Source organism: Pantoea sp. EABMAA-21, assembly GCF_030053335.1.
GTDB classification, from domain to species: Bacteria; Pseudomonadota; Gammaproteobacteria; order Enterobacterales; family Enterobacteriaceae; genus Pantoea; species Pantoea communis.
Map to the genome: position 1 here is coordinate 214,690 of NZ_JASGBX010000008.1, position 17,786 is coordinate 232,475.

The following is a 17,786-nucleotide window of genomic DNA, read 5'->3' on the forward strand; positions in this document are numbered from 1 at the left end:
GAGAATGTGCAGCAAATTAGCAGTGCAGGCAAGGTGCAGACCGCGTGGTAGCCGCAGTCTGCACGCTTTTTTTATCGCTTACGCCAGATTGTGAGCTGCGCTTCGGTATGTTGATACTTGCGCGCCGTCTCGCGGATCACAAACGGCACATCCTGCGGCGGCACCACTTCTTCAAAGGCATCACGCAGCAAACGCTGCAATGCCTGATAGGTCGTCAAAGCTTCACCGTTCTCACGCACGCCGCCCAGCCAGTTCTCCTTCGGCGTGAACTCCTCCAGCCAGGTATAAGGCGACGAAAGCACCAAAAGCCCGCCAGAGCGGATCATCGGGATGACGTCCTGCAGGAAACGTTTTGGCTGACGCAGACGATCGATCAGGTTTGAAGCCAATACCAGATCGTAACGATCCGGCTGCGGTTTAAGATTACAGGCGTCGCCCTGCACAAACTGAATGCGTGCCGCTTGCTCGTCACTAACATTGAAGTCCTTCAGGCGCACCTGGCGATATTCCACCAGCTCGCCCTCTTCCGGCACCACATAGCGGAAGTCCTCACCGGAGGTCAGCTGCAGCGCCACATCAATAAATCGCGCGGAATAATCCATGCCTGTGACCGTCGCGAAATGGCGTGCCAGTTCAAAACTGGCACGGCCGGTCGCGCAGCCGAGATCCAGTGCCGCACCACGTTGTTTGCAGTGTGGCAGCAGTTTTTCCACCAGCGCCACGGCGTAATTCGGCACGTTGTAGTAGCCCGGTCCGTACTGGAAATCGAGATACTGTGACACCATGCTGTCCGTTTCATACGGATTGAGTGCCATGGTCTCTTTATGTGAGGAGACCACATAGCGGAAACCGGCGTGCTGGAAGAAATGACGACGGAAGGCATAACGAGCCGATTTTAACGCCTCGTTGCCGGTGGAAATCCAACTGCCACCTTTGATCAGCGCGTGTTTGCCGTCGAAGGTCGGCGTCGAGAAATCGTCATACAGCGGATGAACTTTGAAACCTTCGAAACCGTTAGTTGGCGTTGTGGTCCACTGCCAGACGTTGCCAACAATGTCGAAAAACTCGCCCTGCGCAAAGCGATCCACAGGATTGGATGAAGCCCAATAGGCCAGATTGATATTGCCGGGCGCCTCGATCCAGTCGGGCTGATCGCCGCTCACCTGTTCGCGTAGCTGCATCCATTCGGCTTCACAAGGGAGTTGAATAGATTTACCCGTCTCTTCCGCCAGCCAGCGACAAAACGCGGCGGCTTCAAGCTGATTCACTTCCGCTGGCCAGTCCCACGGCAGAGCGACTTCTTCAGTCATTAAGCGCAGTTTCAGTTGATCGGGTTGCGTAATCTCGCCGACCCAGAAGGTGGGCATTTGCGCGCCAGAGAATTCACGCCAGCCCCAGCCTTCCTCATCCCACCAGCGCTGATCCTGATAGCCGTTAGCGGCGATAAAGCGATAAAACTCGGCGTTGCTGACCAGCATTTTACTGGCCTTAAATGGTTTGAGTTCAGTTACCTGATTGCCGTATTCGTTATCCCAGCCGTAAGTGTCATCCGTTTTGCCTTGTTGCACGCGACCGCCAGGCATCGCAATCAGCGAGTTATCCGGAACCGATGCGCGATCGTGGCGCGCCTGCGGACAAACCGGCCAATGCGCCTGCGGTTTTACCCATTCTATCGGTAGCTGGCGGATCAGCACGCTGGAGGTTTCCAGGTGGATACGCTCATGTTCAATGCCCATCAATACCACCCAAGCCGGGCTTTCCCAGGTGATCGGCAGTTCCAGCGGCATGGTGCGAATAAACTCGCTCACCAGGTTTTTGACTTTTCCACGGTAGTCACGCACCTCTTCGACCGTCGGCCAGGCGTAATGGCTGTCGTTGAGATCGTCCCAGCTCATCTCGTCCACGCCGATTGCCATCATGGCTTCGATGCGATCGTCTACGCGGTTGTCCAGATAGCGACCAGCCATCAGCTTATTCATATAGAACGTAGCGGTGTGGCCAAAGTAGAAGATCAACGGATGGCGTAATGAGATCGCTTTGTTGAAATACGCGCGTTCGTCGGCAAGGCAATCAAACAGGCTTTCGTACAGCTCCCAGGTTTGGGTGAAATACGCCAGCAGCTCGCTCCGTTTTTGTTCGGCGTTTTGGCCGGAGAGCTGCAAAGTGCGGGTCGGTGCAGGAAGTTGGGCGGTGTTCACAAGATGCTCCAGATGCTCAGTGTGCGAACTATTCACTATAGCAAATAAGCATTTCTGCCAGATAAATTAGCGTTTCCAGCGGCGCAGCAGGCGGCTTTTCAGTCCGGTATCGAAGCGCCAGATGTGATCGAAGATGCGCAGAATGCCCGGTTTACCGTGAAGCGACATCGCCACCGCGTGGAAACGCTGTTGATGCTGGCGCTGGCGTTGCTTGATGGCGTTGATGGTGTCATCCGGTAAACGCTGGGCGATAAAATCCGACACGATCACCGCATCGGCCTCATCCCAGACGCTGCCCTCCATACGTTTAACCACCGCAGCAAGGCAAGCCGCCAGATCGGTGCCACCACGAAAACGTTGGCTAAGAAAACGGATAGCCTGCTCAATGCCGCTATCGGCAGTAAGTTCGTAGCCAATCACTTCGTGAGCGAACAGCATGATGTAGCAGCGGCGCTTATCGGCTAATGCCACCTTTAACAGCGCAAGGCAGAAGGCTTTGGCGCAGCGCTCGTTAAATCCGCCCATCGAGCCTGATGTATCGACACAAACAATAAAAGGGCCGCGCGGCTGCGCTTCATGTTGTTGGTGGCTGACCGGGCGCAGTGTGACTTTCTCGTGCCAGGCATCACCTTGTAACTGGTAAGTCAGCAGGCGTTTTTCCACCAGGCGACGATAAAATTCCAGCTCCAGCTCGCTAATACTCAAGGCAGCCAGTTCGGGCGGCAGCAAGCGCAACACATCGTCGCTCTGATGAATGCCGCTGACCTCTTCCGGCACATGATCGGGCTCGCGCACCAGTTGGTGAAATTCTTCCAGCGGTGCATCCTGCGACGGCACCGATTTGGCTTCGCGGCTGCGGCCCAACTGCTGCGCCAGTTTCATTAATTCCGGCTGCTGTGCGAGGAAATCACCATATTGCACAATCAGCTCATAATCACCGTGCTGAAGTGACGCTTTGCTCATATCCCACAAACGTCCGGCTGCGGCTTCATCATCGTCGGTAAGGATTGGCGCCAGCTGGCCACTGATTGCCATCCGTTGCTGCAGCTCGGCCATCAGACGTTCGCGCTGCTCCTCAAGAAGGGTTTCGTTGAGCGTGAGCGTTTGCAGCGTCAGGCTGAGTCGCCAGCGTTGCAAAAACAGCGTGTGCTGAGCATTGCTCAGTTGTTCAGCTTCGTTGTGCAGCAGCAGTTTGCTGGCTTCTTCGAGAAATGGCGACGGCAGGTTTTTTAGCTGCGACATAATGTGGGGAAGCTGGTGGCTGAAATCCTGCGTGCTGATCAATTGCATTTGCTGAAACAGCTGAAACTCCTGCGCCAGCGCTTCCGGCACCGGCGTGGTTTTCATCTGTTCCGCGATTTCAGTGCGCCAGCGGGGTAAATCGCGCATTAAGGCTTGTTTCATGCGCGGAAATTTTTCAAAGAACAGCGCCAGCTGTGGCGACGCAAGCAGGGCCAGAATCAACTCTTCGATTAACTCCGTTTCGCCAATCGATAACAGCGTGCTCAGCGTCTCCAGTGAGATCATTTACGCGCCTGTTTCAGCTGTTCTGCCACATCCTGCAGGCTGGTTTCAATACGTGCCAGCCAGTCATCGCTGATAAACAAGCAGCGCTGGTGCTGGCTAAACAGCGTGCGCTGTGCGCGGAGCTGGGTATCCAGCGCTTCGTATTCATCCTGGATTTCCTGCGGCATGTCGCTACTGTTGCTGGCTCCGGGCAACGTTAAGCGTGTGGATTGCAGGCTGACATCGCGTAGCGTCAGGCAGTGATGCGCATCCACCAGCAGATCCAGCGTCTGGCCAAAACCAATGCCATTCAGTTTGCCGCGAATTTCACCGCCTTTAATCAGCCACTGGGTTAAGGCTTCACGGGCAATCAGCACATGCGTCACTTGCATGTCGTGCAGCGTTAACGGCTGCTGCAGCATGAGCGTCAGTTGTTCATCGCTGATGGCAGCAGGTAATTCGTAATGAGGTTTGCGGCTAAACATACCGCTGTGTTTCTCCAGCGTCAGCGCTTGTGCCACGCTTTGCTGCTGTTGCAAGGCGAGACGACGTGCTTTGATCTGCTGCAGTTTGTGCAGCAACGCCTGCTGTTGCCAGGCGTGCTGCGTCATCAAAGCATCAATTTCGCGATCCAATAGCTGCATCGATGCGACGTCATGCCACAGGCAATCCTTGAGCAGAATCAGATCGATCGGCGCAATGGTCACGCGGCCACTGTAAAACGCACTGGCCTGCAGCAGATGAATCGCTTTTTTCCAGCGGCGATCGGAAATGTAAGGTGCGCTGGGCAAATTCTCCAGTTGCTGACGCAGTTGGTAAATCAGCTCAAACACATGATCAGGTAAGGAGACCTGGCTGATGCCTTTCTGCCACTGGTGATACTCTTCATCACTGATGCGTAGCGCTTCCGTCACCGGATTATCATTTTCGTCCTGCTGGTGGGTGAGCATGCTGCGGAAGTTCTGCTTCTCATGCACGTTATCCAGCCATAGGCGAATCAACATGCGATCATACAAGGCTTCCAGCCCGCTATCGGCCTCCGGCAATTCGTTGGAAGCGGTCACCAGCAGGCGCATCGGAATCTTTTCTTCGCTGTCGCCATTGCGAAAGCGGCGTTCGTTGATGGCGGTGAGTAAGGTGTTCAATATCGCCGGACCGGCTTTCCAGATTTCATCAAGGAAGACGATTTCGGCATCCGGCAGATAGCCTTTGGTTAATCGCTGATAACGACCTTCATCTTTTAACGCCTGAATCGACAGCGGGCCAAACACTTCTTCAGGGGTGGAAAAACGGGTCATCAGGTATTCAAAGGCGCGGGCGTGTTGGAAGGCGTATTTCAGGCGGCGAGCAATCAAGCTCTTGGCAATGCCGGGCGGCCCCAGCAAAAATACGCTCTCGCCACTGAGTGCAGCTAATAAGCACAGGCGGATCGCATGATGCCGTTCATACAGCCCTTTCTCCAGGGCGTTACTCAGGCGAGAAATTCTTTCTGCCAAAAGATGGGGTTGAGCCATAATCACATCATTGTCCTTCTGATCCTGGAGCCGTCATATTCTGGCGAGCGCAATACTCTACTGGTTATCATGCTTGATTGCGTTGATAGCCGTCAGCTTTTTTGTTTCAGAAGGTTGAGGCGGGAGAACTCGCTGCTTCAGACGGTTTTTGGCGCCTAATTTCGGCGAAAAACCGCCTCGCTGACGTCATGATGACATGTTGTAAGAGTAGGTTTTTTTGGGAATATGTGCATACTGTGCGCTTTTTGATGGCCTGAGCGGTAGGCAAGTGCCTCATCGGCTCCAACAAAAGACAACTTATGAGCTCGGATAAGAAGCAGTCCCTTGGCGCAGTCACACTCGCCGCGATTGGCGTGGTGTATGGCGATATCGGTACCAGCCCGCTCTATACTTTGCGTGAATGTCTCTCCGGTCAGTTCGGCTTTGGTGTAGAACGCGAAGCGGTATTTGGCTTTCTCTCGCTGATCTTCTGGTTGCTGATTTTGGTGGTATCACTGAAATACATCAGCTACGTGATGCGTGCCGATAACGCCGGTGAAGGTGGGATCCTGACCTTGATGTCACTGGCCGGGCGCAATACCGGCGCACGTGCAACGGCGATTCTTGTCATCATGGGGCTGATTGGTGGCAGCTTCTTCTATGGTGAAGTGGTGATCACGCCCGCCGTCTCGGTGTTGTCGGCGATTGAAGGGCTGGAGATTGCGGCACCGAGCCTTGATGCATATATCGTTCCGCTTGCGATTGCAGTGCTGACGCTGCTGTTTGTGATTCAGAAGCACGGTACCGGCATCGTGGGTAAGCTGTTTGCGCCGGTGATGCTGGTGTGGTTTATCATTCTGGCCGTGCTGGGCGCGCGTAGCATCATCAGTAACCCTGATGTGCTGCATGCCATGAACCCGTATTGGGCGATGCACTTCTTTATCCAGTACAAAACGGTGTCGTTCTTTGCGCTCGGCGCGGTGGTATTGGCCATTACCGGTGTGGAAGCGCTGTATGCGGATATGGGTCACTTCGGCAAATTCCCGATTCGTCTTGCCTGGTTTATCGTGGTGCTGCCCTCGCTGGTGCTGAACTACTTTGGTCAGGGCGCGCTGCTACTTAAACATCCCGAAGCGATCAAAAACCCCTTCTTCCTGCTGGCGCCAGACTGGATGCTGATTCCCATGCTGATTCTGGCGACGCTGGCCACGGTTATCGCCTCGCAGGCGGTGATTTCTGGCGTGTTCTCGTTAACGCGTCAGGCGGTGCGTTTAGGCTATCTGCCGCCGATGCGTATTGTGCATACCTCGGAAGAAGAGTCGGGCCAGATTTATATTCCAGTGATCAACTGGCTGCTCTACTTCTCCGTGGTGATCGTGATTGTCGGCTTTGAACACTCCAGCAACCTGGCGGCGGCTTACGGCATCGCAGTCACCGGCACCATGGTGCTGACTGCGATTCTCTGCTCCACGGTGGCAATTCAGAACTGGCACTGGAACCGTTATCTGGTGGTGCTGATTCTGATTGGCATGCTGTGTATTGACGTGTCCTTGTTCTCGGCAAACCTGGTCAAAGTGTTCTCCGGCGGTTGGCTGCCGCTGACCCTGGCACTGATGATGTTTATCGTGATGACCACCTGGAAAAGCGAGCGCTTCCGCCTGTTGCGTCGTATGCATGAGCACGGCAATTCGCTTGAAGCGATGATCGCTTCGCTGGAGAAATCTCCGCCGGTACGCGTGCCGGGCACCGCAGTCTATATGTCGCGTGCCCTGAACGTGATCCCTTTTGCCATGCTGCATAATCTCAAGCACAACAAAGTGCTGCATGAGCGTGTGGTACTGCTGACGCTACGTACTGAGGATGCGCCTTACGTGCACAATGTGCGTCGCGTTACCATCGAACAGCTGTCGCCGACGTTCTGGCGCGTGGTGGCGAGCTACGGCTGGCGTGAGACCCCGAACGTGGAAGAAATTTTCCACCGCTGCGGGCTGGAAGGTCTCAACTGCCGCATGATGGAAACCTCATTCTTCATGTCCCATGAATCGCTGATTATTGGCGATCGCCCGTGGTATCTGCGTCTGCGCGGCAAACTGTTCCTTGCGCTGCAACGCAATGCGCTGCGTGCGCCGGATCAGTTTGAAATCCCGCCTAATCGCGTGATCGAGCTGGGCACGCAAGTCGAGATTTAAGGATTAAGCGCGTCACCAACTCAAGGTGACGCGCAAGCCTTGAGGCTGCACATGGCTAAATGCAATGCGAATACCGTGCAGTTGCGCAATGTTTTTCACAATCGATATTCCTAAACCGCTGCCCGTTTGCGTTTGCCCCGGCGGTCGCCAGAAACGCTCACCAAGGCGCGCAAGCTGCTCATCGCTAACACCTGACCCGTTATCTTCAATAGTTATCGTCCGCGCGTTTAACGTGAACTGAATCTGGCTGCCCGGCGGCGCATAGCGCAGCGCGTTATCCAGCAGGTTACGCATCAGCAAATTCAACAGCAGAGGATGACCGTTCATCACTGGTTCGGCCTGTGCATGCAATTGCAGATCCATCTGTTGCGCCTCGGCCTGTGGAAAATGTTCTATCAGAAGCTTTTGCAGCAGCGGTGCCAGTGGCACCGGCTGAAATTCGCTGCGCAGATCGTCCGCTTCCACTCTTGATAGCGTCAAGAGTTGATCCACCAGCCGTGTGGCGCGCTGGATGCCGCTATCAAGCTGCTGCAATGCCCGTTTGCGCATTGCTTCGTCATCATCCGCCAGCTGAATCACCTCACTCTGCACGCGCAGTGCAGCTAACGGACTGCGCAGTTCGTGCGCCGCATCGGAGGTAAAACGGCGCTCGCGCTGCACGAGTTGCGCCATACGGTGAAACAGCCCGTTTAATGCCGCCACCAACGGCTGCACCTCTTTGGGCAAGCGTGCTTCGTCGAGCGGTGTGGCGTCATCGGGTGCTCGCAACTGGAGTGATGCCGTCAGGCGCTTTAGCGGGCGCAATTCGAACCACACCAATGCCAGCAGCATCAGCAGCATAAAAGGCATGGCGTAAAGCCACGGCATCAAACTCGCCAGTGCCAGATCGCGCGTCATATCGTCGCGGTATTCCCACTCCTGGCCCACTACCACGCGATATTGTTTATCAGCAGAAGTCAGCCAAAGCAGCCGCCAACTCTCATCGTCGCCGCGCAGACGACCTTCGCGAAAACCGTCACGCTTATCATCAAACTGCATATCGCGCCCGTTCTCGCCATCGTTAAGCAACGGCTGGCCGTCCGCACGGAAAATGGCAAACGCCAGTGCATCATCATCCTGATCGCCGCGGTGATGGCGCAAAATGGATTTGGTTTTTGGCAGTGAGGCGGCGTGCAAGCTGGTGGGATCGAGTGACAGCAGGCGTTTGGCAAACAGCATTTGCTGGGTATCGAATAGCTCATTAACGGTGTCGCGGGTCTGATGCCAGGCGCTGTAACTGGCCACCCCACCGCACAGCGTAATCAGCAGCACAAAGCCGATGGCGAGTCGTAGAAATAGACTCATTCTGCCGCACCGAGTGTATAACCCACGCCGTGAACGGTACGAATAAACGCTGTGCCGAGCTTTTTGCGCAGATGATGAATATGCACTTCTACTGCGTTGCTGGAGACATCGTCATCCCAGCTATAGAGTTTTTCCTCCAGCTGGCTGCGGGTTAGCACGCGACCTGGATTGCGCATAAACAGCTCCAGCAGCGCCAGTTCACGGCTCTTCAGGCTGATGGTTTCGCCGTCAATCCAGACGCTGTGGCTGCTGGGCGACATCACCACCTTGCCGTGTTTCAACTCGGGCTGTAGTTGTCCATGACGGCGGCGAATCAGCGCCTGTAAACGCGCGGCGACTTCAGCGAGCGCGAAGGGCTTACACAAATAGTCGTCAGCGCCTGACTGTAATCCTTGTATGCGCTGATCGAGCGCATCACGTGCGGTGAGGATCAATACAGGCACATCTGCGCCTTGCTCACGCCATTGACGCAGGATCTCCAGTCCATCGCGCTCGGGTAGCGAAAGATCCAGTACCACGGCATCCCATGGCGCGGCTGGCAGGGCCTGGAATCCCGCTTCGCCTGAGACGAACCAGTCAACGCTGAAACCGAGTTTCGTTAGCCCCACTTTCAAGCCATCGCCAATAAGCTTGTCGTCCTCAATCAATAATATGCGCATGCGTTTCTCCTTTAGTGCAGGAGTCGTTATACGAAGCCAAAACCGGCTTGTACAGCGTCAATCGCTGCATTTTGGCTATTTTTCGTGTTTTTTTAACCCTTAAGATCCTGTTAAGAACCCTATGCTGTAATGGCTTCCGTATCCCACACATTCATGGAACAGAGGTGAAAAATGAAAAAGAGTGCAGCGTTAATTGCGATTGTGATGTTGGCATCGACGCCGGTTCTGGCCGCGCAGCAGGGTGGCTTTGTTGATCCCAGTGCGCCAAAGGCTCAGGTTCACGCCGGCGGCTTCCAGGCCGATAACACCAGCGTCGTAACAGTGAAGCAGGCTGAAGAGATGAAAGATGACAGCTGGATCACCGTGCGCGGTTATCTGGATAAGCAAATCGGCGATGAGGATTATCTGTTCCGTGACGGTAGCGGCAACATGAAAGTGGAAATCGACCATAAGCGTTGGCACGGACAGACCATCACTCCGAAGGATCAGGTTGAACTGACCGGCGAGCTGGATAAGGACTTTAATTCCATTGAACTGGACGTTAAGCAGGTCCGCAAGCTGCCATAACACCCTTCAGAGCCGCTCAGGCGGCTCGCATCCCCCACCAAACTCAAATTATTCCCGGCACAAGCGAAACGTTTCGATGGCGATCACATTTCCGTGATGACGTCATTGAGTTGCCGCGCACATTTAATACACTCCCGCTCAGCGAAACGTTTCGCTGTGGAGTGGAAGAAATGAAAAAAGGTCGCTTGTTAAACGCTGAACTCTCTCATGTGATTGCCCGCCTGGGGCACACCGATACGCTGACGATTGCGGATGCGGGCTTGCCGATTCCGGCCGGACCACAGCGAATCGACCTGGCGTTGACGCCGGGAACGCCCGAATTTTTACAGGTGGTTGATGTTGTCACTCAGGAGATGCAAGTCGAAAGCGCCCTGATGGCGGAGGAGATCAAGCAACACAATCCGCAACTCCACAGCGCACTGCTCGCCGTGCTCGATGCCTTGCAACGGCACCAGGGGAATGTCATCACCATCCGTTACACCAGCCATGAACAGTTCAAACAAGAAACGCAGCGTAGTCAGGCCGTCATTCGCAGCGGAGAGTGTTCTCCGTATGCGAATGTCATCCTGAGCGCTGGCGTAACCTTCTGAGGTCGTTATGCAACCGTTATTGCAACTCAAAGGGATTGAAAAGTCGTTTCCCGGCGTGAAAGCGCTGAATGGCGCTTCGCTGGCTGTTTATCCGGGGCGCGTGATGGCGCTGGTGGGTGAAAACGGCGCGGGGAAATCCACCATGATGAAAGTGCTGACCGGCATTTACAGCATGGATGCGGGCTCTCTGCAGTGGCTGGGCAAGGATGTGGCTTTTTCTGGACCGAAAGCGTCGCAGGAAGCGGGCATTGGCATTATTCATCAGGAACTCAACCTGATTCCGCAATTGACCGTTGCAGAGAATATTTTCCTCGGTCGCGAATTTGTTAACCGCTTTGGCCGCATCGAATGGAACCGGATGTACGCCGAGGCGGATGCCTTATTACATCGTCTGAACCTGCGCTTCAATAGCCATAAGCTGGTGGGCGATTTATCGATTGGCGATCAGCAGATGGTTGAGATCGCCAAAGTACTTAGCTTCGAGTCGAAGGTCATCATTATGGATGAACCGACCGATGCGCTGACCGATACCGAAACCCTGTCGCTGTTCCGCGTCATCAATGAACTGAAAGCGCAGGGCTGCGGCATTGTTTATATCTCGCACCGTATGAAAGAGATCTTCGAGATTTGCGATGATGTCACCGTGTTTCGTGACGGGCAATTTATTGCCGAGCGCGCGGTGAGCGATCTCAGCGAAGAGAGTCTGATCGAGATGATGGTGGGCCGTAAGCTGGAAGATCAATATCCGCATATTGATCAGGCACCGGGCGATATTCGTTTAACTGTTAAAAATCTCAGTGGGCCGGGCGTGGATAACGTCAGTTTTAACCTGCGCAAAAGGGAAATCCTTGGCATTTCCGGTTTAATGGGCGCGGGACGGACGGAACTGATGAAAGTGCTGTACGGCGCACTGCCTCGCAGCAACGGCACCGTTACGCTCAACGGTCGCGAAATTATTACCCGATCACCCCAGGACGGCCTGGCCAACGGCATCGTCTACATCTCAGAAGACCGCAAGCGCGATGGCCTGGTGCTCGGCATGTCGGTGAAAGAGAACATGTCATTGACCGCGCTGCGCTATTTCAGCCATGCCACCGGTAATCTGAAACACAGTGAAGAACAACTGGCAGTAGGCGACTTCATCCGTTTGTTCAACGTTAAAACCCCGTCAATGGAGCAGCCGATTGGCCTGCTGTCGGGGGGTAATCAGCAGAAAGTGGCGATTGCGCGCGGATTAATGACGCGCCCGAACGTACTGATTCTGGATGAGCCGACGCGTGGCGTGGACGTGGGTGCGAAAAAAGAGATTTATCAGTTAATTAACCAGTTTAAAGCCGAAGGGCTAAGCATCATTTTGGTGTCATCGGAAATGCCGGAAGTGCTGGGCATGAGCGATCGCATCCTGGTGATGCATGAAGGCCATCTGAGTGGCGAATTTTCCCGTGAGCAGGCTACCCAGGAATCCCTGATGGCGGCGGCAGTCGGTAAGCAACACAGCGAGGAGTTAGTTGTATGAGCACCCAAACCTTACCCGCCAGCCGTCGCTGGTTTAGCAAAGCCTGGCTGCTGGAGCAGAAATCGCTGATTGCGCTGATCGTGCTGATTGCCGTGGTGGCGAGCCAAAGCCCGAACTTCTTCACCGTTGCCAACATGTTCAACATCCTGCAGCAGACCTCGGTTAACGCCATTATGGCCGTCGGCATGACGCTGGTGATTCTGACTTCGGGTATTGATCTGTCGGTGGGATCGCTGCTGGCGCTCACCGGTGCAGTCGCCGCTTCAATTGTCGGTTTGGAAGTGAATGCGCTGGTGGCAGTAGCGGCTTCGCTGGCGCTGGGTGCGGCGATTGGCGGTATTACCGGCGTGATTGTGGCGCGCGGCAAGGTACAGGCGTTTATCGCCACGCTGGTGATGATGCTGCTGCTGCGCGGCGTGACCATGGTGTACACCAACGGTAGCCCGATCAACACCGGTTTCAGTGATAACGCCGATCTGTTCGGCTGGTTCGGTATTGGCCGTCCGCTGGGTATCCCAACGCCGGTGTGGCTGATGGCAGTGGTGTTCGCGCTGGCGTGGTACATGCTGCATCACACGCGCCTCGGTCGTTACATCTATGCGTTAGGCGGCAATGAAGCGGCGACACGTCTGTCAGGCATCAATGTTAACCGCGTCAAAATCATCGTCTATTCGCTGTGTGGTCTGTTGGCGGCGCTGGCGGGCACCATCGAAGTCGCGCGGCTTTCCTCTGCGCAACCGACGGCAGGTACCGGTTATGAACTGGATGCCATCGCGGCGGTGGTCTTAGGCGGAACCAGCCTGGCGGGCGGTAAAGGTCGCATTATGGGCACGCTGATTGGCGCGCTGATCCTGGGTTTCCTGAACAACGGCCTGAATCTGATGGGCGTATCTTCTTACTACCAAATGATTGTTAAAGCCGTTGTCATTCTGCTGGCGGTGCTGGTGGATAACAAAAGCAGCAAATAACTCTGACCTTCACACAGGACTCTATAAATGAAAAAGTTAACTGCATTGGCCGTCATCCTTGGCGCCACCCTCAGTGCTGGCGCGATGGCTAAGGACACCATTGCGCTGGTTGTATCAACGCTGAATAATCCGTTCTTTGTGTCTCTGAAAGATGGCGCACAGAAAGAAGCCGACAAACTGGGTTATAACCTGGTGGTGCTGGATTCGCAGAATAACCCGGCGAAAGAGCTGGCGAACGTACAGGATCTGACTGTGCGTGGCACCAAGCTGATGCTGATTAACCCAACGGATTCTGATGCCGTGGGTAACGCCGTGAAGATGGCCAACCAGGCCAACATTCCGGTGATCACCCTGGACCGCGTGGCGGCACAAGGCACCGTGGTGAGCCACGTGGCTTCTGACAACCGCTTCGGCGGCAAAATGGCCGGTGACTTCATCGCGAAGAAACTGGGCGATGGCGCAAAAATCATCGAGCTGGAGGGTATTGCCGGGACTTCCGCAGCGCGCGAGCGTGGCGAAGGCTTCAAGCAGGCTGCTGATGCGCACAAATTTAATATCCTGGCGAGCCAGCCAGCAGATTTCGACCGTACTAAAGGTCTGAACGTGATGCAGAACCTGCTGCAGGCGCATCCGGATGTACAGGCTGTATTTGCTCAGAACGACGAAATGGCGCTGGGTGCACTGCGTGCGCTGCAGACTGCCGGTAAAACCGATGTACTGGTGGTGGGCTTTGACGGTACCGCTGACGGTGTGAAAGCGGTAGAAGCCGGTAAACTGACCGCCACAGTGGCGCAGATGCCTGATAAAATTGGCGTGATTGGTGTGGACACTGCAGATAAAGTGCTGAAAGGCGAAAAAGTACAGTCGGTTAATCCAGTTGACCTGAAGCTGGTCACCAAATAAAAAACAAAGAAAAGCATGGCAACGCGCCACCGTCCTGGTGGCGCAACTTTCTGGATCACTCCCTATGAACACAAGTGCAAAACTGGCGGTACTTGGCAGCATCAATGCCGACCACATTCTGAACCTCACCCATTTTCCGCGTCCGGGCGAAACGGTGATCGGCAAACAGTATCAGATTGCCTTTGGTGGCAAAGGGGCTAACCAGGCCGTGGCGGCCGGTCGTGCTGGCGCGGATATCGCTTTTATTGCCTGTGTAGGTGCAGATGACATTGGCGAACGTATCCGCCAGCAGCTGCAGCAGGACCGTATTGATACTGCTCCGGTAGAAATCGTGGCAGACGAAGCCACCGGCGTGGCGATGATCTTCGTGAATGGCGAAGGTGAAAATAATATCGGCATCTATTCCGGTGCTAACGCGGCGCTGACGCCAGCCTGTGTCGATCGCCATCAGCAAGTGATTGCTGATGCTGAGGCCTTGCTGATGCAGTTGGAATCGCCGCTGGAAAGCGTGTTGGCGGCAGCGAAGATTGCGCGTGCCAATGCCACGCAAGTGATTCTGAATCCAGCGCCTGCCACACATTTGTCTGATGAGCTGCTGGCCTTAATCGATATCATCACACCGAACGAAACCGAAGCCGAAATTCTGACCGGCATCGCGGTGAAAAGTGATGAAGATGCAGCACATGCGGCGCAGGCGTTGCATGATAAAGGCATCTCTACCGTTTTGATTACCTTAGGTCGTCGTGGTGTGTGGTTGAGCGAGCAGGGCACAGGCGTGCGTATTCCGGGCTTCACCGTGCAGGCTATCGACACCATCGCAGCGGGCGATACTTTTAACGGTGCTTTTATTACCGCGCGTCTGGAAGGTGTTGCAATGCATGATGCCGTGCGTTTTGCCCATGCCGCCGCCGCAATTGCGGTGACGCGTCCGGGTGCGCAGCCCTCAGTGCCGTGGCGCACTGAGATCGATAACTTCCTGCAGCAACAGGGTTAAGCCTTTGGCGACCATGAAAGATGTCGCCCGCCTGGCGGGCGTCTCCACTTCCACTGTTTCCCACGTCATCAATAACAATCGTTTTGTGAGCGAACAGGTGCGGGAAAAAGTGGATCAGGCAATCCGTGAGCTGAATTACGCGCCCTCCGCGCTGGCACGCAGCCTGAAAATCAACCAAACCCGCACTATTGGCATGTTACTGACGGCCAGCAGTAACCCGTTTTATTCAGAAGTGGTACGCGGCGTAGAAAATAGCTGCTACGAGCGCGGCTACAGCCTGATTCTGTGCAATACCGAAGGCGATGAAGAGCGCATGAATCGCAGCCTCGAAACGCTGATGCAAAAGCGTGTCGATGGCTTATTAATGATGTGCACCGAGACGCACCTTCCCTCTGCGGAGATCCTCAATCGTTATCCGTCCGTACCCATGGTGATGATGGACTGGGCGCCGTTTGAAGGGCGTGGCGACATCATTCAGGATAATGCGCTGCTGGGCGGTGAACTGGCAACACAGCATCTGATCGATCGCGGATACACGCGTATTGCCTGTATTGCCGGCCCTCAGGATAAAACCCCGGCGCGTTTGCGTCTGGAAGGTTTCCATAAAGCGATGACCAACAGTGGATTACCGGTGTTGCCCGGCTATGTGGTCGACGGTGATTTCGAATTTCAGGGTGGGTTTAATGCGATGAACCAGCTACTGACCCTTGAGTTGCTACCCGAAGCGGTTTTCACCAGTAACGATGCGATGGCAGTGGGCGTATATCACGCGCTATTCCAGGCGGGATTACGCGTGCCGCAAGATATCGCGGTGATGGGTTATGACAATATCGAACTGGCACGTTATCTCACACCACCGCTTAGTACCATCCATCAGCCCAAGGATGAACTGGGCGAACTGGCGATTGATACGCTGATTCATCGTATGAGCGATCCCGACGCCAGCCAGCAAACGCTGGTATTGACGCCGGAGCTGGTGGAACGCGGTTCGGTTTAAGCGGTTTTCTTCTTTTTCTCGCGATTAGCGATCAGATTGCGGCCATCGCCGGGACGCAGCATCAGGAAAGCAAACGCGGACAGCACGGTGATCACGCCCATCGTCAGGAAGGTGGCGTGGAATTGCTGCACAGTTGTGCTCTCGAAATCCTGATAGAAACGCAGTACCGCCGCACTGACGGCCACGCCAAAGCTGATCGATACCTGCTGCGTTACTGCCAGCACGCTGTTACCACCGCTGGCATTCTCATCATTCAAATCGGCCAGTGTGATGGTGTTCATCGCGGTGAATTGTGTCGACATCGCCATACCTAATACAAACAGCGCGGCTAACAGCATTAATACACTTTCACCCGGTGTTTGCAGTGAGAAGCTGGCGACAAGAATGCCGATGATGATGGTGATACCGACCAGCGTTTTACGATAGCCGAAGCGACGTAGCACTTGTGTCACGGTGGATTTGGCCAGCAGCGAGCCAATCGCTGTTGGCCCCATCATGCAACCCGCTATCAGTGCGGGATAACCAAAGCCCACCTGTAACATCAATGGCATCAGGAAGGGAATACAACCCGTGCCCAGACGTGCCGCGATATTACCAATGATGCCGACCGAGAAGGTTCGGGTCTTAAACATCGGTAAGTTGATCAGCGGTGCAGGATGGCGGCGTGCATGCACTATATATAGAAGCAATAGCGCGACACCGGCTAACAGCACCAGCACCGCCTGCCACGGCGACACGATACGCTCTCCGAACAGTTCGATACCGACGGATATCAGCACCAGACCTAAGCCAAACAGAATGAAGCCGCCAAAATCAAAGCGGCGCTTAGGCGTGGTGAAATCCGGCATATATTTACGTGCATAGAAGATGCCCGCGATGCCGATGGGAATGTTAATCAGGAATATCCAGTGCCAGCTGGCGTAGGTGACCAGCAAGCCACCGAGCATCGGCCCCAGAATCGGTCCGACTAATCCCGGCATGGTCACAAAGTTAAGTACCGGCAGCAATTCACTGCGTGGATAAGCACGCAACAATGCCAGGCGCGCGACCGGCATCATCATCGCACCACCAACACCCTGGATAATGCGTGAGATAACCAGCATGCTCAGCGAGCCCGAGAGTGCACAAGCTAAAGACCCCAACGTAAACAGTGAAACGGCCACGATAAAGACTTTGCGCGTGCCGAAGCGATCGGCCAGCCAGCCGCTGACCGGGATCAGCATGGCGACAGTGAGCGTATAGCTGATCACAGCAGATTGCATGGCAAGAGGGGATCGGTCGAGACTGGTGGCGATAGCAGGAAGCGCAGTATTGAGGATGGTGGCATCGAGGGCTTGCATGAAAAACGCCATTGCGGCGATCCAGGGCAAGCCGGCCATACTGCGCGCGGAGCGAATCATTGAAAGTCCTTCTTTAATAATTGTTCAGTCTGCAACAAAGAAAACGGCGTTGGACTAACAGAATAGCATTGGTGCTTATACGCGTGACGCTGATTTGTGCCGCCAAACGGGCGCTTTTGACTGATTATTGATCGAGAAATGTCTGTTTTTAGCCTGTTCGGTTAAAAAAGTAGCGCCCAGTCAATTTTTTGCAATAAACCCTTGTCAGCCCCGAATAACTCCCTATAATGCGCCACCACTGAGACGGCAAAGCGGCAACGCAGGCGGCTCAGCAGGGAGTGAAGAAATTCATCCCGCCGGAGAAAAACGCTGAAAAAAGTGTTTGACTCTGAAGGAGGAAAGCGTAATATACGCCACCTCGCAACAGCAGCTTAAGGCGCTGATTGCACCGCTCTTTAACAATTTATCAGACAATCTGTGTGGGCACTCGCAGGATTGATATCAGCGTCTCCGGACGTAAAA

General features: G+C 54.7%; 14 protein-coding genes. 8 read left to right on the plus strand and 6 right to left on the minus strand.

What is annotated here, in order from left to right; genetic code table 11:
- Positions 1-71: 71 nt before the first annotated feature.
- The 3 genes from ovoA to ravA form a co-directional block, all read right to left on the minus strand.
- Entirely contained in the window at positions 72-2,198 is a 2,127-nt protein-coding gene (ovoA, locus tag QMZ65_RS14145) for a 5-histidylcysteine sulfoxide synthase (RefSeq protein WP_283216206.1), read from the minus strand.
- Between the two features lie 66 nt (positions 2,199-2,264).
- Positions 2,265-3,725, minus strand: coding sequence for an ATPase RavA stimulator ViaA (viaA, locus tag QMZ65_RS14150; RefSeq protein WP_034830057.1), 1,461 nt, complete (start codon positions 3,723-3,725; stop codon positions 2,265-2,267).
- Complete coding sequence (gene ravA / locus QMZ65_RS14155; protein WP_034830059.1) at positions 3,722-5,218, minus strand: ATPase RavA; 1,497 nt, start codon at positions 5,216-5,218, stop codon at positions 3,722-3,724. The genes viaA and ravA overlap by 4 nt, the downstream gene beginning before the upstream one ends.
- A gap of 299 nt (positions 5,219-5,517) precedes the next feature.
- Between ravA and kup the strand changes: the two genes are divergently transcribed.
- The gene (kup, locus tag QMZ65_RS14160; protein WP_034830061.1) at positions 5,518-7,386 is read left to right on the plus strand and encodes a low affinity potassium transporter Kup; all 1,869 of its coding nucleotides are present in this window, start codon (positions 5,518-5,520) and stop codon (positions 7,384-7,386) included.
- 12 nt (positions 7,387-7,398) lie between these two features.
- Here the strand turns inward: kup and qseC are convergent, their stop codons facing one another.
- Positions 7,399-8,730, minus strand: coding sequence for a quorum sensing histidine kinase QseC (gene qseC / locus QMZ65_RS14165; protein ID WP_283216207.1), 1,332 nt, complete (start codon positions 8,728-8,730; stop codon positions 7,399-7,401).
- The gene (gene qseB, locus QMZ65_RS14170) at positions 8,727-9,389 is read right to left on the minus strand and encodes a quorum sensing response regulator transcription factor QseB (protein ID WP_097118414.1); all 663 of its coding nucleotides are present in this window, start codon (positions 9,387-9,389) and stop codon (positions 8,727-8,729) included. The genes qseC and qseB overlap by 4 nt, the downstream gene beginning before the upstream one ends.
- Before the next feature lie 171 nt (positions 9,390-9,560).
- On the opposite strand from qseB, the gene QMZ65_RS14175 reads away from it, so the two are divergent.
- The 7 genes from QMZ65_RS14175 to rbsR all read left to right on the plus strand — a co-directional run bounded on the left by QMZ65_RS14175 (position 9,561) and on the right by rbsR (position 15,924).
- Positions 9,561-9,956, plus strand: coding sequence for a YgiW/YdeI family stress tolerance OB fold protein (locus QMZ65_RS14175; RefSeq protein WP_160833298.1), 396 nt, complete (start codon positions 9,561-9,563; stop codon positions 9,954-9,956).
- A 170-nt stretch (positions 9,957-10,126) separates the two neighbouring features.
- A complete protein-coding gene (gene rbsD, locus QMZ65_RS14180) occupies positions 10,127-10,546 on the plus strand; it encodes a D-ribose pyranase (protein WP_038643989.1) in 420 nt (139 codons plus the stop codon).
- A 7-nt stretch (positions 10,547-10,553) separates the two neighbouring features.
- Positions 10,554-12,062 carry a ribose ABC transporter ATP-binding protein RbsA gene (rbsA, locus tag QMZ65_RS14185; RefSeq protein WP_283216208.1) on the plus strand — a complete coding sequence of 503 codons (1,509 nt, stop codon included), beginning with the start codon at positions 10,554-10,556 and terminating at the stop codon, positions 12,060-12,062.
- Positions 12,059-13,030 (plus strand): ribose ABC transporter permease, encoded by a 972-nt coding sequence (gene rbsC, locus QMZ65_RS14190; protein WP_034830072.1) that lies wholly within the window; start codon positions 12,059-12,061, stop codon positions 13,028-13,030. The genes rbsA and rbsC overlap by 4 nt, the downstream gene beginning before the upstream one ends.
- 27 nt (positions 13,031-13,057) lie before the next feature.
- A complete protein-coding gene (gene rbsB / locus QMZ65_RS14195; RefSeq protein ID WP_283216209.1) occupies positions 13,058-13,933 on the plus strand; it encodes a ribose ABC transporter substrate-binding protein RbsB in 876 nt (291 codons plus the stop codon).
- A gap of 64 nt (positions 13,934-13,997) precedes the next feature.
- Positions 13,998-14,927, plus strand: a complete 930-nt coding sequence (rbsK, locus tag QMZ65_RS14200; protein ID WP_160833297.1) for a ribokinase — start codon at positions 13,998-14,000, stop codon at positions 14,925-14,927.
- Between the two features lie 13 nt (positions 14,928-14,940).
- On the plus strand, positions 14,941-15,924 hold the full coding sequence (gene rbsR / locus QMZ65_RS14205) for a ribose operon transcriptional repressor RbsR (protein WP_097118537.1): 984 nt from the start codon (positions 14,941-14,943) through the stop codon (positions 15,922-15,924).
- On the opposite strand, the gene mdtD is transcribed toward rbsR, so the two are convergent.
- Positions 15,921-17,324, minus strand: coding sequence for a multidrug transporter subunit MdtD (gene mdtD, locus QMZ65_RS14210; RefSeq protein WP_034830079.1), 1,404 nt, complete (start codon positions 17,322-17,324; stop codon positions 15,921-15,923). The two genes, rbsR and mdtD, sit on opposite strands and share 4 nt — an antisense overlap.
- Between the last annotated feature and the right edge of the window lie 462 nt (positions 17,325-17,786).